Consider the following 13,909-nt stretch of genomic DNA (forward strand, 5'->3'; position numbering starts at 1 on the left):
TTTCCTTTTTTTTGGGGTTGGAATTTTTTTAAAGGAGAAGGGGGAAGAGCATGCAGCTGCTGGTGGCGTGGGCCAGCAGTCGGTCCTCGGTGTCACGGAGCTCGGCCTGGGCCAGGGCCGTGCGGCGTCCGCTGTTGAGGACGGTGCCGATGGCGCGGACCTTGCCGGTGTCGACGGTGATCGGGCGCAGGAACTTCAGGGTCAGGTCGAGCGAGGTGTACCCCATGCCCTGCGGCAGCACGGACTGCACCGCGCACCCGGCCGCCGAGTCCAGGAGGGTGGCGTACACGCCGCCGTGGACGCTGCCGATCGGGTTGTAGTGCTCCTCGCCCGGCACCAGGACGAAGACCACCCTGCCGTGCTCTGCCTCCTCCAGGGTGAAGCCCAGGGTGGCGGCCACCGGCGGGGCGGGCAGGCGCCCGGCGAGCATCTCCCGGAGGAACCCGAGCCCCGTGTGGTCACCGACGGCCTGGGCGGAAACAGTGGGGTCCTCCCACGCGAACGTACGTGACCTGCGCATTTCCACTCCCGACGCTGGCTGACTTTTCCGAATGAAGCTAGCTGTGCCTCCTTCTGGCTGTCAATCACGAAGTCAGCCTAGGATGAGCGCATGAGGTGGCTGGAGACGAGCGCGGAGAACTGCACGGTCCACCGGACGCTGGACCTGGTCGGCGAGAAGTGGTCGCTGCTGCTGCTGCGGGACGCCATGAACGGCGTCCGGCGTTTCGACGACTTCCGGCGGCACGTCGGGCTGTCCGACGCCGTCCTGGCGGACCGGCTGCGCAAGCTGGTCGCGGCCGGGATCCTGGAGACCGCCGCCTACCAGGAGCCCGGCAGCCGTACCCGCCGTGAGTACCGGCTCACACGGAAGGGCTGGGACCTGTGGCCCGCGATGATCGCCCTCAAGCAGTGGGGCGACCGGTACACGGCCGACCCCGAGGGGACGCCCCTGGAGGTGCGCCACACGGAGTGCGGCGACACCGTGCGGGCCGTGGTCGTCTGCGAGGAGGGGCACGGACCGCTGACCCCGCGCCAGGCCCGCATCCACCCTGGGCCCTCGGCGCGGCTCCTCACCCGGGACGACGTCGCGCGGTGAACCCGAACCGCTACGGGCCGGGCTTGACGTAGGCGCAGATGGCCAGGGGCGAGTCCGGGCCGTACGGGGCCGCGTCGGCGGGCCAGTCGCCCCAGCGGCGCTCCGGTTCCAGGCCGGCCGCGACGGCGTAGGCGTCGAACTCCTCCGGGGCCGTCAGCCGGGAGACCTCGGTGCCGACCCGGGTGGTGCCGTCGGACTCGTACCAGACGTGGGAGAGGTGCCACAGGGATCCCTCCGGCAGGAGGACGGAGTGGCTCTGCAGGCCGGTACCCGGCTCCGGGTAGGGCGAGAAGTACGTGGCGCGGGCGCTGCCCTCGTGCAGGGCGATGATGGCCGCCTTGTTGTGGGTCTCCACGAGCAGTCGGCCGCCGGGGGCGAGCAGATCGGCGGCGCGCCGCACGGCCTGCCCCTGCTCCTCGGGGGTCAGCAGCATCGAGAGGGTGGCGCAGATCGCGTACACGAGTCCCACGGTGCCGTCGGCGGTGTAGGTGCGGATGTCGGCGTGCACGGGCTCCACGGGGGTGTCCCCGGTGAGGTCCCGGCGCAGCAGGTCGAGCATCTCCGGCGAGGAGTCGACTCCGGTGATCCTGCCGATCCGGCGGGAGAGCGGTAGGGCGACGCGCCCGTTGCCGACACCGAACTCGACCGTCCCCGAGGCCGGGTCGGGGTGCAGCGAGGCCAGGAGTTCCACCTCTGCGACGACGGACGCGTCATCGGGGAAGAGACGGTGGTACCAGCCGTCGAACTGCCGGCCGTAACCGATGTCGTCGACGATGCCGGACGTGGTGGTTGTGCTCATGGGTGGTGCCTCCGCTTCTTGGGTGTGGTGGTCCTCGGACGGTCGTTCCGTCTGGCCTGGGAGCAGGCACCGAGCAGCACCACGAGGGCGACGCCGAGGACGGCGGGGGTGCTGACGGCCCGGGTGGCGATCAGGAACCCGACGATGCCGAGGGCCACCACGGACGGGATGAGCAGAAAGTCGTTCATGAACTTCTCCTGTCGGGATGCGTTCTCCTGTCGGGATGTCGTGTCAGGACGCCAGGTCGCTGAGTTCCTGGAGCCGGGCGAGCCGGCGGTACAGCTCGCTGTGCCGGTGGAGTTCGTCGTGCGTGCCCATGGCGTGCACCCGCCCCCGGTCGAGCACGACGATCTGCTGGGCCTCGGTGACCGTGGACAGCCGGTGGGCGATGGCGATGACCGAGCAGAAACCCGAGATCATCGCGATGCTGTCGCGCAGCGCGTTCTCCGATTCGGTGTCGAGGTTCGCGGTGGCCTCGTCCAGCAGCAGGAACCGGGGGGCCTGCAGCAACGTACGGGCGATGGCGAGGCGTTGGCGCTGACCGCCCGACAGTCCGGCACCCCGGTCGCCGAGCGGGGTGTCGAGGCCCTGGGGGAGCGCGGCGATCACCTCGGTCAGGTTGGCCATGCGCAGCGCCTCGGCGATGTCCTTGTCGTCGGCGTCCGGCGCGCTGTAGGTGAGGTTCTCCCGGACGGTGCCGCGCAGCAGGGTGTGGTCCTGGTCGACGTAGCCGACGATGGACCGCAGCCGGTTGAGCGGCAGGTCGGTGATGTCCGTGCCGTCGATGCGGATCGCGCCGGACACCGGGTCGAAGAGCCGCTCGATCAGCTGGAAGACGGTGGACTTGCCGCCGCCGGAAGGGCCCACGACGGCGGTCAGCCCCTCGGCCGGGACGGTGAAGGAGACCCCGTCGAGGACGACCTTGTCGCTGCCCGGATAGGAGAACCGGACACCGTCGAAGGTGAGACCGGGCTCGTACCCCCGCCCGAACGAGCGGGCGGCGCGCGGCCGTTCCGCCGGCCGACCGCCCTCCGGATCCGTCTCGACCTCGATCTTGCCGAGCTCCGCGAGCCGTTCCACCGACGCCCTGCCGATCTGGAACTGCGCGATCGACTCGAACAACGTCAGCAACGGCGCCACCAGGTAGAACAGATAGAGGATGAACGCCGTCAGATCGGCGGTCGGCATGGCCCCGGTCGCGGTGCGGGCCGCGCCCAGACCGATGACGACCGTCAGCGCGAGCTGCGTGCCGATGCTCATGGTCGGGTCGAGCAGCGACGACATCACCGTCACCTTGATCCCCGACTTCCGGGCCCGCCGCGCGATGGCCGCGATCCCCTCGGCCTCCCTGGCCTCGGCACGCGACGCCTTCACGGTCGGCATCGCCCCCAGCACCCGCAGCAGCGCGGTGCCGAAGGTACCCAGATCGGTCTGGTTGCGCACCGACACCCTGCGCACCCCGCGCGCCAGATAGAGCGAGACGACGCTGGTCGCGCCCAGGCAGACCAGGGTGGCGGTGAGCAGCACCGTGTCGATCCAGGCCATCAGGACGATCCCGCCGACCACCAGGAAGCTGTTGTTGAGGATGCTGTCGATCGCGTGGGTCATCGTGGAGCGGGCGAGCATGGTGTCGCTGACCATCCGGGAGAACACATCGCCCTGCTGCAGATTGCTGTAGGCCCTGAACCGGGAGCGCAGCAGCCGTGCGGCCAGGGTCCGGCGGATGTCGTAGACGATGTTCTCGCCGGCCAGCCCGATGACGTACGAGTGGGCCGCGCCCAGGAGCGCGTCGGCGATGAACAGGGCCGCGCCCACCATGATCGGGCCGGTCAGTGAGCGGCCCTCCCCGACGGCGGCGACCAGTCCGCCGATGACGGCGGGCTGGGCCAGGGACGTCGCGGCGCCCAGCAGGCCGAGGAGGATGCCGAGCAGGACCAGACGGCGGTGCCGGCCCATGGCCCGCCAGGGTTTGGCGCCCTCACCCCACAGCAGATGCAGGTTGAGCTGGGGAACCGCCCGGTGGGCGGCGCGCCGCCCGACACCGGGGCCGGCCTCCTTCTCCAGGTTCACCGGCGGGTCCTGCGGGCGTGTGTGCCGTCCCCGGCCGGCCGGACGGTCACTCATCGCGCGTCCCCGGTCCCACGGCGGCCGCCCGCGCCCGGTTCACTCGTGCTCCCTGCCGTCCTCGTCCGGTTCGGCGCGGTCCCTGGCGAGCCGCAGGCCCGCCTTGAGCAGGCCGACCGCGAAGATCAGGAGGCCGAGGAGGATGAAGGGGGTCGCGTGGTCCATGGTCACACCTTCGCGGGGGTCTTGGCCGGGACCCGCGTCAGCGGGGTGCCCGGGGCCTGCGGGTCGAGGGGGACGAACGGGGAGACGAACATCAGCGAGGGACGGTGGCGCGTGTCGAAGCCGGTGCCCTTGGCCAGGGCGAACTGGAAGCCCCGGACGTCCTCGGGCACGGGCCCCCGGGACCCGATGAGGACACGCAGGTGCTCGGCGACCATCCGGTACCCGGGGGTGCGCGCGGCCCCCTCGAAGCCGCCGAACTCCAGGGTCGGCAGGATGTCGGCGCACGCGTCGACGATTCCCTTGTCCGCGCGGCGGGTCGGGAACCACACGATGTGCCGGGGCTTGCGGGTCTCGGTCGCGAACGCGTCGTGCCACGGCGAGGCGCTGCCGTCCGCGTCCACCGTGCGGTACAGGAAGTGGCTGTCGTGCATACAGGGGTTGGGGGCGAAGAACCGCCAGTTCGGCACCAGGGACAGCACGTCCTTGGCACGGAACCGGGAGAACTGCTCGAAGGGGTGCTGACCGGCGACGGTGACGACCAGCATGGCGGCGCCGGCGATCCGCCAGGCCGCGCCCTCGCCGGTGAACGGGTTTCGCGACGGGAGACGTCGGGGGGTGCTCATCGCGCGGTCTCCTTGTCGAGCGTGACGGACCGGGTCGGCCGGGGAGCCCGGGCCTCGTCCTCGACGCCCTGGAAGAACGTGAGGACGCGGTCGGTGACCTGGTGGGCGTAGCGGCTGTTGATCAGCAGGGAGTCGTGTCCCGCGCCCTCGACGACCACCGTCTGGCTGGGCGCCCGGCGGTGCGCCTCGGCGAGTTCACGGTGCATCAGCAGTTGCTCGGGGTCGCGGTCCACGGTCCGCTGGGCGGAGATCACCAGGGCGGGCACGCCGTCGATCCGGTCGAGCGGTCCGGAGAACGTCTTGAAGTCCTCCTGCAGCGCCGCCCATTCGCGGCGGGCCGCGTACCACATCCGCGCGTCGCCGTACTGGGCGAAGACCTTGTCGTGGTAGGCGGCGGGCAGTTCTTTGATCCACCACGGGCGGGTCAGCAGGGCCCCGGTGCCCAGGCGCAGTGCCCGGCTCATGGACGCGAAGGTGCTGCCGAGGCCGGCGCCGGTCACCCGCTGCTGGGCGGAGCGGTTGAACTGGTCCGGGTGCGAGGAGTCGAGGTACACGACGCCGTGCACCCGGTCGCCGAGGTGCCGGACGGCACGACGGGCGAGCTCTCCGCCGATCGAGTGGCCGACCAGGATCACCTGGCGGTGGGGTGCCACGGCCCCGTTCACCAGGTCGACGAGGTCGTCGACGGACTCCGTGAGCCGGTACGCGGTGACCGCCCGGCGACGGCTTCCGGCGTACCCGGCGCGGGCGTAGGTGATGACGCCGTACGTGGTCTCGTAGGACAGGCGCTCGCTGATCCAGGCGTAGTGCTCGCTGGTGGACAGCAGACCGGCGGCGAGCACGAAGACGGGGCGATCGGTGTCGCCCGCCGCCATCTCCTCGTACTGGAGCCGGTTGCCGTGACGGGTCGTCAGCACGCGGGAGGTCCGCCAGCCCTCGGTGGCGCGCATGCGCCGTTGGACGGCGGTGACGGCCGCGGCCGCCGTGGCCCCCGCGAGAGCGGTGAGCGCGGCGGGCAGGGCGCGGTCGTCCCGTCCCGCGACGGCCGGGTGGGCGCGGGGGGCCGCGGTGTAGGCGATCAGGGGGTGCATCGCGGGGAACGCGGTCGCGAACCTGCCGAGCCCCATGAAGTAGCCGTTGGCGAGATGGAACGCGGCGGCGCTCGCGAGGACGGGGCGGGTCAGCCGGCCCTCCTTGAGATAGGCGAGCGGGAAGAGGCACTCCAGGGCCAGCACGCCGTGGGCGAGCAGTCTGGCGGCCCGGGGGTTGTTCCTGATCCAGGTGTGCATGCCCTGGTGGCCGTAGGTGTGGGTGCGCATCACCCCGGGCAGGGCGGAGCCGTCGCGCCAGTCCGGGCCGAGCAGCTTGACCCAGCCGGATATCAGGTAGGAGAGGTTGGACTGCAGGGCCACGTACCAGAGAAGGGCGTCCTTGGCGGCCGGCGAGGGCACCAGGCGGGCGCCGCCGGTGGCGAGCTGGACGAGGGTCGCCACCTGGTCGGCGCCGTCGCTGCCGTAGTGCTGGCGGGGGCCGAGCAGGGCGGAGGTCGCGCCGAGGAAGAGGCTGCCCGCCCCGCGCCAGGGCGACCTGCCCGGCAGCAGCATGGCGCAGGCGACCCCGGCTCGTGTGACGTGCAGTGCCGTCGTGGTCCGTGGTCCGCTGGCGATGTCGATCAGCCGGCGCACCAGCGGGTTCGCGTGGGCGATGCTGTCCTTGGCGATCTCCCAGTCGTTCATGCCCCCCTTGCCCATCTCGTGGCGCTGCGTGAGGTATTCGAGGGACGAGGTGAGGCTCGTCGCGGCGGCCAGCCGCTCCGACAGGCCCAGCGCACGGTCCCGGCCCACCGGTATCGGGCTGAACACCGCGGAGGCGATCCGGCCCGGCACCGCGGAATTGATCCTTCGGACGAGTTTCATGGAACCTCTTTTCCTGGTACTTTTGAGCACGTTTTTCGCGTGCGGAGGAACCCGCTGTCGGACCAGAACAGCCCTCTGGTCCGACAGCGGGTTCCTTATGTGTCCAGCGCCGGTCGTCAGGCCGCGGGCGCGCCACCGACCGCCGCGAGGGCGGCCGCGTTCTGGGCGTTGGCCTCCGCCGCCAGGTTGTTGGCCTCGGCGGCCTGGGCGACGCCGACCGCGGCGGTGGCGGCCGCCGCGATGGCGCCCACCCCCTCGGCCGCCTGGGCGATCCGGCCGATCCGCGCGATGCGCGGCGTGCCCAGGGTCGGGCGAGCGGCGACGTAGACGACACCCTCGACGGGGATCTCCACGCTGTTCAGCGCGTTCTCGATGCTGCTCATTTCTTTCTTCCTCTCACTTTCGGGACTTCGGAAGTTCTTTTCTTCCGGTGTCCTTCTGGAGAAAACATTAGGCTCTCGCCGACCGCCTCCGCATCGATAAAAATACCTATTCTCGGTCGCCTGCTTTCGCGTGGGAACCTGCATTCAACGGGCACGAAAAAGGCCTGGACCGATTCGGTCCAGGCCTTTCGGGGGGATGGTGCGCTCATTCCTTGCCGCGTCGCCGCCCGAGGTGGCGCAGGGCCGACGCGGCGGCGTTCGCGCCGCACATGCCGTGGGCGCCGGCGCCCGGCGGCGTGGCCGCCGAGCAGAGGTACATGCCCGGCACACCGGTGCTGTAGGGGTCGAGCGCGGGGCGGGGCCGCATGACGAGCTGGAAGGCGGTGTTGGCCCCGGCGACGATGTCACCGCCGACGTAGTTCGGGTTGTACTCCTCGAACCCGGCCGGTGCGCGGACGGCCATGTCCAGGACCCGCTCGCGGAAGCCGGGGGCGAAGCGCTCGATCTGCGCGACGATCGCCTCCGTGGCGTCGCCGTCGTAGCCGTGCGGCACGTGTGCGTACGTCCACACGGGATGGACGTCGCCCTTCGAGCGCTGCGGGTCGGCCAGGTACTGCTGACCGACCAGCACGAACGGCCGCTTCGGCATACGGCCCGCGTGGACGGCCCGCTCGGTGGCGGCGACCTCCGCGTAGGGCCCGCCGAGATGGACGGTCCCGGCCCGGCGGGCCGCCGCGCTGGTCCAGGGCACTCCGTCCTGGACCGCGAAGTCCACCTTGAAGGCGCCGGGGCCCTGGCGGTAGCGCCGGTAGGCCCGGGCCACCCGGCCCGGCAGCAGATCCCCCAGGATGTCGGCCACGGCCCCGGGGCCCAGGTCGAAGAGGACCAGGTCGGCCGGGGGGAGATCGGCCCGGGAGCGCACCCGCGTCCCGGTCTCGATCCGGCCCCCGAACTCCGTGAGCTGAGCGGCCAGCGCGTCGCTGATCGCCCGGGAGCCGCCCGCGGCCACCGGCCAGCCGTGCCGGTGGCCGGCGGCGATGATCGTCAGACCGATCGCGGCGCTCGCGGGCCGGTCGAACGGGCGGAAGGCGTGGGCGGCCACACCGGCGAAAAGGGCACGGGCGCTCTCGGACCGCCATCGCCGGGCCACCGCGGCGGTCGGCAGCAGTGCCCGCGGTCCGAAGGACGCGAGGCGCAAGGGGTGGCGCGGCACGTGCGCGAGCGGCCGCATGAGGTCCTCGGCCAGCGCGTCGTAACCGTCCACGAGCGGTCCGAAGGCCCGCCGCCACCTGCGGCCGTCACCGCCGGGGAGGCCGTCGGCCGTCTTCTCGACCGACCGGTGCAGGACCCCTGCCTCGCCGGAGTCCAGCGGATGCGCGCAGTCGATCTCCGGCAGGCACCAGGTCAGCCCGTGCCGGCCGAGGTCGAGGCTCCGCAGGAACGGGGAGCCCACGGCCATGGGGTGGGTGGCGGAGCAGTGGTCGTGCAGGAGACCCGGCGTCAGTTCGCTGGTGCGGGTGCCCCCTCCGATGGTGTCGGCCGCTTCGAGGACGGTGACCTCGACGCCCTCCCGGGCGAGGAACACGGCCGCGGCGAGACCGTTCGGACCGCTGCCCACCACGACGGCCGTAGTCATACGTCTCCCACGTGTGCTCGACGATCGGCGCCGGTCCGCGCGGCTCGCGCGGTGGTGGACGGAAAAGGACGGAACGGGCCCCGCGAAGGGCCCGCCCGGGCCGATTCACCACTCTGCGGGACGAGGGAAGGCCGTCCCGGCGCCTTTGGCTCCCAAACGATAGAGCGATCGGCCGTCCCGGCGCGATTCGCAGAATTGCCTAATTCTCGTCCCCGGAACGCCTAACTCGCGTCCCAGCTCATGTCCGGTTCGGGCGCTGCGGGCGCGTGCGGCTTCGCATGGCGTCCGGAGGTCCGACGGGAGACCGAACCCGATGCGGAACCCGTCGCGGAGCCCTCCTCGGATTCCGGGGGAGCGGTTTTCTGGAGCACGGGGAAATGCGCGATGAGCCACCAGCCGCCGTCGTCGTCCGGGCCCGCCGTCAGGGAACCCCCGACCGCCTCCGCCCGCTCCCGCAGCCCGATCAGGCCGTAGCCGCCGCGCCCCCCGGTGGGGCGGGAGTGCCGCCGCACGGGCCCCTCGTTGTAGACGTCGACCCGCAGCAGGTCGTCGCGGGTGCGGTGGACGCGCACCGTGGCCTGGGTGCCCGGCGCGTGCCGCCGTACGTTGGTCAGCGCCTCCTGCACCACCCGGTGGACCGCCGAGCCCACCTCGGGCAGCAGAGCGCTTCTGCGGGCGGCTCCGGTGATCTCCAGCTGGGCGGTCGAACCGTCACCCTGCCCGCTGAACTCCGATACCAGTCCGGTGAGTTCGCCGTACGGCTCCTCGGGGCGTTCGAGGGAGACCTGTTCGCCGTCCTCGCGCAGCACCCGGATCAGGCGGCGCATGGAGTCCATGGTCCGCTGCCCGGCCTCGGCGATGTTGCCCAGGATGGGGCCGACCTGCTGGGGCGCGCTCTCGTGGATGACACCGGCGGCATGCGCCTGGGCGATGATGCCCGTCACGTGGTGGGCGACGAAGTCGTGCAGTTCCCGGGCGAGTTGGATCCGCTCCGCGAGCCGTACGGCGGCGATCGTGCGGCGACGCCGGGCGTCCAGGGTCCGCAGGTAGCACCCCGCGCCGACGGCGCCGCCGACCGCGAACGTCAGCAGGAACGGGTAGGTGAGGGTGATCCCCGTACCCCCGGTGCGCAGGGGTTCGTCGATGACGCTGGCCCCCATCGCCGCGGCCAGCGCCAGAGCGACCCGGGGCCGGGCCACGTGGCGGCAGGTACGGGCGAGCAGGACCAGCATGCACGCCGTCTCCAGCAGCCCCCACTCGGGCATGGCCCACCCCAGCAGCGAGGTGCCCAGGGTCACCGTCGTCGAGACGGCCGCACAGAACCCCGTGCGCCAGGTGATGCTCAGCCGTGCTTCGGGCACGAGCACCAGGGCCAGGGCGACCGGTCCCGTCACCAGCGGCAACCAGTCGAGGGGGCCCCGTTGCTGCGTCACGATGAGGGCCACGTCGAGCAGCCACAGCACGCCGAGCGCCGGGTACAGGGCGCGGTGGTCCAGCCGTCGCGCGGGTAACCGAGGTCGGCCGTGGTGGTGCGGCTGGGTCGCTCGTGCCGAGAGTGCCGACAGTGCCGCGAGTGACGAAGTTGTCATACAACCGGAGGCTAGGCACGCACATGCTTCCCCGGCAGAGGGTGGATCGATCTGTGGGGAGCGTCATAGATCCATTACAGGATGTTCACAGAATCCTCGTCAGTGCCCTGTCCGTACCGTTCCGTTGGCCCAGGCCCACGCGGCCACCTCGACGCGGTTGCGTACGCCGAGCTTGTGGTGGATGTGACCCAGATGGGTCTTCACGGTGGACAGCGACAGGCACAGCTCGTCGCTGATCTCCTGATTGGTCCGGCCCACCGCGACCAGTCGGGCGACCTCCAACTCCCGTGCGCTGAGCGAGGCTTCGGGCGCCCCGGTCAACCCGGCGGGGGCCGCCGCCCGCTGCTCCAGCTGCTTCAGCAGTCGGACGGTCACCGAGGGCGAGACCAACGCGTCACCGCGCGCCGCCGCCCGCACCGCCTCGATCAGCAACGCGGGCGCCGCGTCCTTGAGGAGGAAGCCGCACGCTCCGTTGCGCAGCGCGATGTTGAGGTAGTCGTCCTGGTCGAAGCTGGTGACCACCACGACCTGGGTGGGGTGTGTGGCCCCCGGCCCGGCCAGCAGCCGGGTCACCTCCAGTCCGTCCAGCTTCGGCATCCGGATGTCCACCAGGCACACATCCGGCCGCAGGGCGCGCGCAGACTCCACGCACGCGAGTCCGTCGGCTGCCTCCCCGATCACCTCGATGCCCTCCTGGGCGTCGAGGATGAGACGGAAACCGGTCCGGATCAGATCCTGATCGTCGGCGATCATCACACGTGTGGGGGTGCTGCTCACGCGGCCGAGCATGCCATGGATCACCCGGCCGGACCGGCGGTCCCGGGAAGCCGGCCGGGCGAACTCCGGTGCCGAATCGGGCGGTTGACGCTTACCCGGCGAAAGTTCCGCCCCGGAGCGAGAGGCCGGGCCGATCGGCCGATGCCTACTGCCGGGTATCGGTCGAACGGTCGATGGCCGGTGCCCGGGAGTCACGGAAGAGTCACGGCGCAGCCAACGGACGACAGCGGGTCCTCGACCCCCACTTTGAACAAGGCAGGCACCCATGGCAGTGGACAGCACCGGCCGACTCAGCGCCCGGGAAATGGAGATCCTCCTTCTGGCAGCCCACGGCATGTCGGACGCGGACATGTCCCGTCAGCTGTCGATCTCGCCGCGCACGGTGGCGTCCCATATGCGCAGCATCCGGGAGAAGTTGTGCGCGAAGAACCGTACGCATCTGGTGGTGACCGCGTTGCGTGCGGGAATCCTGGCGCTGCGGACGGACCGGACGGACCGGACGGACCGGACGGACCGGACGGACCGGACGGACCTGATGGATCGAAGGGGCCGGTCGGACCGGTCGGACCGGGCGGACGGCATGGAGGAAACGTTCCGTTTGACGGGTCGGAGCGGAGTCCGGGGGCAGCCCGTCGGCATCGCATAGCAGGTGGGTGAGCGTCAGATATCCGAGTGTCGGGTGAACCGAGTGCCCCGGGCCGGGCGAGGCCCGGGGCACGTCAGGTGTCGGACCCCGAGGGCTCATTGCGCACCGTCGACCGGCAGCTCCAGACGCAGTTCGTAGCCGCCGTCCCGCAGATGCCTGGTGGTGACCGTTCCGCCGAGGAGTTCGGCCCGCTGGCGCAGACCGATCAGGCCGTGGTGGGCACCCGGCAGCGAGAGGGCGGGGCGGCCGGGCGCGGTGTTCGTGACGGTCGCGCGCAGCGTGCCGTCCCGCCGGCGCACCCGGATGGTGGCGGTGGCACCGGGAGCGTGCTTGCGGATGTTGGTGAGGGCTTCCTGCACGGTGCGGTAGACGGCGCGCTGGACCGGCGGCGGCAGATCCACCGGCAGGTCGGTCCGCAGGTCGGTGTCGATGCCGCTGCCGGCGACCAGCCGGTCGAGGTCGGCGAGCGAGGGCTGCGGGGTCAGTTCGGTGGGGCGGCTGCCGGAGGCCCGCAGTATGCCGACCATGTGCCGCAGCTCGTCCAGGGTCTGCACGCTCAGCAGCCGTATCGTCGCCGCGGCCTCCTTCGCCTCCGTGTCCCGGCTGCCGACCTGGAGGGCTCCGGCGCGCACGGCGATCAGACTGACCTGGTGGGAGACGGCGTCGTGCATCTCCCGGGCGAGCTGGGCGCGTTCCGTCGCCAGGACGCTCTGCGCGATCAACAGCCGTTCGTGCTCGCGTGCCTCGGAGACCTCGACCAGACGCAGCGACAGCTCCCGGCGGGCCTGGACGAGCTGCCCCAGGAAGACGGGCGCGGTCGCCTGCGCCACGCTGTAGGAGAGCGGGATCAGGGCCTGGCGGTCGTCGAGGTCGGTGAACTCCGGTGACGGCCACGACCACCAGGTCAGGTCGCACACCGTGAACCCCAGCGCGCACACGGCCAGCGGCACCCGGTGGTGGGTGCGCGAGGCGAGGGTGTACAGCGCCACCAGCGTCGCGAAGACCGCGTCAGTGAACAGGGCCGTCGGAAGGGTGAGCAGGAAGGTCGGCAGCGGCAGCCGGCGGCGTACGACGAGCGCGCAGGCCGCGAGCAGGGCGGCGGACAGCTCCTGCGGGTGATGGGGGCCGACGTCGTGGATCCACACGTCCGCCAGGGAGGCCGCGACGAGCACGGCGTCCGTGATCCATGGATGCGGGGCGCCGGAAAAGGCCCTCACCGGGCCTCCCGTCCGGGTCCGCCGCCGACGGAGTGCGACCGCCTGAGCAGACCCGCCCGCTCGGCCAGCAGCGCCGCCTGCACCCGGCTGCCCACCTCCAGCTTGGTGAGCAGCGCGCTCACATGGTCCTTGACCGTGCCCGTGCTCAGATGCATCCGGTCACCGATGTCGGTGTTGGACAGCCCCTCCGTGATGAGGACCAGGACGTCCCGCTCCCGCCCGGTCAGCCGGTCCACGAGCCGGACGGCGGCCTCGCGGGGCCCGTTGTCCAGGTACCCGTCGATCACGGTCCGGGTCACCCGGGACGACAGGACGACCCCGCCGGCCGCCAACGTGCGTATGAGATAAGGCAGTTGCTCCGGGTCGGTGTCCTTGAGGAGGAAGCCCGCGGCTCCCGAGCGGAGGGCGGCGGCCACGTACTCGTCCATGTCGAAGGTGGTGAGCATGGCCACCACGGGAGGGCGGGGGAGTCTCCTGAGCTCGGCGAGGACGGTGAGCCCGTCCACGTCCGGCATACGGATGTCCAGCAGGACGACCTCGGGGGCCAGTTCCCGTACGGCGTGGACGGCCCGGCCGCCGGGGACCGCCGCGACCACGTCGATGTCGTCCGCGGAGTTGAGGATGTGTTCGAAGCCCGTACGGATCAGGGCCTCGTCGTCGACCACCAGTACCCGGATCACCTGTGCCCCGCTCGTCGTCGGACCACCACTGGACTTCTGCTGGAACCGCTACGACGTCCGAAGTCGCCGCCGGGTTCCCATTCCTCCCCTTCTCCGGTCACCTGGCGGGGACGACTCCGGCCGGTCGGCGGGGACCTTCCGGCCAACCGCCGGATGGGAACGCGCTCCTCGCGCCCCCGACGCTGAAGGCCATGACACCTGACACGTCATCGGACCTGTCGTCCCAGCCGGTCGCCACCCACGCTCCCGCTCCCGCCC

General features: G+C 71.5%; 15 protein-coding genes. 2 read left to right on the forward strand and 13 right to left on the reverse strand.

The window, feature by feature from the left end; translation table 11 throughout:
• Positions 1–28 precede the first annotated feature (28 nt).
• Positions 29–520, reverse strand: coding sequence for a PaaI family thioesterase (locus P1P70_RS28475; RefSeq protein WP_319242679.1), 492 nt, complete (start codon positions 518–520; stop codon positions 29–31).
• Positions 521–610: 90 nt separating this feature from the next.
• On the opposite strand from P1P70_RS28475, the gene P1P70_RS28480 reads away from it, so the two are divergent.
• Positions 611–1,096, forward strand: coding sequence for a helix-turn-helix domain-containing protein (locus P1P70_RS28480; RefSeq protein WP_319242681.1), 486 nt, complete (start codon positions 611–613; stop codon positions 1,094–1,096).
• Between the two features lie 10 nt (positions 1,097–1,106).
• Here P1P70_RS28480 and P1P70_RS28485 read toward each other — a convergent pair whose 3' ends face one another.
• The 10 genes from P1P70_RS28485 to P1P70_RS28530 all read right to left on the reverse strand — a co-directional run bounded on the left by P1P70_RS28485 (position 1,107) and on the right by P1P70_RS28530 (position 11,120).
• The gene (locus tag P1P70_RS28485; RefSeq protein WP_319242683.1) at positions 1,107–1,895 is read right to left on the reverse strand and encodes a class I SAM-dependent methyltransferase; all 789 of its coding nucleotides are present in this window, start codon (positions 1,893–1,895) and stop codon (positions 1,107–1,109) included.
• Positions 1,892–2,083 (reverse strand): hypothetical protein, encoded by a 192-nt coding sequence (locus tag P1P70_RS28490; RefSeq protein ID WP_319242685.1) that lies wholly within the window; start codon positions 2,081–2,083, stop codon positions 1,892–1,894. Before P1P70_RS28490 ends, P1P70_RS28485 begins: the two co-directional genes overlap by 4 nt.
• 43 nt (positions 2,084–2,126) lie before the next feature.
• Complete coding sequence (locus P1P70_RS28495) at positions 2,127–4,019, reverse strand: ABC transporter ATP-binding protein (protein WP_319242687.1); 1,893 nt, start codon at positions 4,017–4,019, stop codon at positions 2,127–2,129.
• A 39-nt stretch (positions 4,020–4,058) separates the two neighbouring features.
• Positions 4,059–4,184 carry a hypothetical protein gene (locus P1P70_RS28500; protein ID WP_319242689.1) on the reverse strand — a complete coding sequence of 42 codons (126 nt, stop codon included), beginning with the start codon at positions 4,182–4,184 and terminating at the stop codon, positions 4,059–4,061.
• A 2-nt stretch (positions 4,185–4,186) separates the two neighbouring features.
• Positions 4,187–4,807, reverse strand: coding sequence for a hypothetical protein (locus P1P70_RS28505; RefSeq protein WP_319242692.1), 621 nt, complete (start codon positions 4,805–4,807; stop codon positions 4,187–4,189).
• On the reverse strand, positions 4,804–6,723 hold the full coding sequence (locus P1P70_RS28510; RefSeq protein ID WP_319242694.1) for an alpha/beta fold hydrolase: 1,920 nt from the start codon (positions 6,721–6,723) through the stop codon (positions 4,804–4,806). Before P1P70_RS28510 ends, P1P70_RS28505 begins: the two co-directional genes overlap by 4 nt.
• A gap of 116 nt (positions 6,724–6,839) precedes the next feature.
• Positions 6,840–7,106: a hypothetical protein gene (locus P1P70_RS28515; protein WP_319242696.1), complete on the reverse strand. Its 267-nt coding sequence runs from the start codon at positions 7,104–7,106 to the stop codon at positions 6,840–6,842.
• 205 nt (positions 7,107–7,311) lie between these two features.
• Entirely contained in the window at positions 7,312–8,742 is a 1,431-nt protein-coding gene (locus P1P70_RS28520; RefSeq protein WP_319242698.1) for an NAD(P)/FAD-dependent oxidoreductase, read from the reverse strand.
• Positions 8,743–8,963: 221 nt separating this feature from the next.
• Positions 8,964–10,331, reverse strand: a complete 1,368-nt coding sequence (locus P1P70_RS28525) for a sensor histidine kinase (RefSeq protein WP_319242699.1) — start codon at positions 10,329–10,331, stop codon at positions 8,964–8,966.
• Positions 10,332–10,430: 99 nt separating this feature from the next.
• Positions 10,431–11,120 carry a response regulator transcription factor gene (locus P1P70_RS28530; protein WP_319242701.1) on the reverse strand — a complete coding sequence of 230 codons (690 nt, stop codon included), beginning with the start codon at positions 11,118–11,120 and terminating at the stop codon, positions 10,431–10,433.
• A gap of 253 nt (positions 11,121–11,373) precedes the next feature.
• On the opposite strand from P1P70_RS28530, the gene P1P70_RS28535 reads away from it, so the two are divergent.
• Entirely contained in the window at positions 11,374–11,754 is a 381-nt protein-coding gene (locus P1P70_RS28535) for a helix-turn-helix transcriptional regulator (protein WP_319242703.1), read from the forward strand.
• Positions 11,755–11,849: 95 nt separating this feature from the next.
• On the opposite strand, the gene P1P70_RS28540 is transcribed toward P1P70_RS28535, so the two are convergent.
• A complete protein-coding gene (locus tag P1P70_RS28540) occupies positions 11,850–12,971 on the reverse strand; it encodes a sensor histidine kinase (RefSeq protein ID WP_319242705.1) in 1,122 nt (373 codons plus the stop codon).
• Positions 12,968–13,651, reverse strand: coding sequence for a response regulator transcription factor (locus P1P70_RS28545; protein WP_319242707.1), 684 nt, complete (start codon positions 13,649–13,651; stop codon positions 12,968–12,970). Before P1P70_RS28545 ends, P1P70_RS28540 begins: the two co-directional genes overlap by 4 nt.
• Positions 13,652–13,909 lie beyond the last annotated feature (258 nt).

Origin of the sequence: Streptomyces sp. MB09-02B, assembly GCF_033794485.1 — a bacterium.
Classification (GTDB): domain Bacteria; phylum Actinomycetota; class Actinomycetes; order Streptomycetales; family Streptomycetaceae; genus Streptomyces.

What these genes read in the sequence shown, in the direction of transcription:
- P1P70_RS28505 (WP_319242692.1), bottom strand. Translation starts at nt 4,807, where the DNA reads ATGAGCACCCCCCGACGTCTCCCGTCGCGAAACCCGTTCACCGGCGAG.
- P1P70_RS28515 (WP_319242696.1), bottom strand. Translation starts at nt 7,106, where the DNA reads ATGAGCAGCATCGAGAACGCGCTGAACAGCGTGGAGATCCCCGTCGAG.
- P1P70_RS28490 (WP_319242685.1), bottom strand. Translation starts at nt 2,083, where the DNA reads ATGAACGACTTTCTGCTCATCCCGTCCGTGGTGGCCCTCGGCATCGTC.
- P1P70_RS28480 (WP_319242681.1), top strand. Translation starts at nt 611, where the DNA reads ATGAGGTGGCTGGAGACGAGCGCGGAGAACTGCACGGTCCACCGGACG.
- P1P70_RS28500 (WP_319242689.1), bottom strand. Translation starts at nt 4,184, where the DNA reads ATGGACCACGCGACCCCCTTCATCCTCCTCGGCCTCCTGATCTTCGCG.
- P1P70_RS28520 (WP_319242698.1), bottom strand. Translation starts at nt 8,742, where the DNA reads ATGACTACGGCCGTCGTGGTGGGCAGCGGTCCGAACGGTCTCGCCGCG.
- P1P70_RS28530 (WP_319242701.1), bottom strand. Translation starts at nt 11,120, where the DNA reads ATGCTCGGCCGCGTGAGCAGCACCCCCACACGTGTGATGATCGCCGAC.
- P1P70_RS28485 (WP_319242683.1), bottom strand. Translation starts at nt 1,895, where the DNA reads ATGAGCACAACCACCACGTCCGGCATCGTCGACGACATCGGTTACGGC.
- P1P70_RS28525 (WP_319242699.1), bottom strand. Translation starts at nt 10,331, where the DNA reads ATGACAACTTCGTCACTCGCGGCACTGTCGGCACTCTCGGCACGAGCG.
- P1P70_RS28495 (WP_319242687.1), bottom strand. Translation starts at nt 4,019, where the DNA reads ATGAGTGACCGTCCGGCCGGCCGGGGACGGCACACACGCCCGCAGGAC.
- P1P70_RS28535 (WP_319242703.1), top strand. Translation starts at nt 11,374, where the DNA reads ATGGCAGTGGACAGCACCGGCCGACTCAGCGCCCGGGAAATGGAGATC.
- P1P70_RS28510 (WP_319242694.1), bottom strand. Translation starts at nt 6,723, where the DNA reads ATGAAACTCGTCCGAAGGATCAATTCCGCGGTGCCGGGCCGGATCGCC.
- P1P70_RS28475 (WP_319242679.1), bottom strand. Translation starts at nt 520, where the DNA reads ATGCGCAGGTCACGTACGTTCGCGTGGGAGGACCCCACTGTTTCCGCC.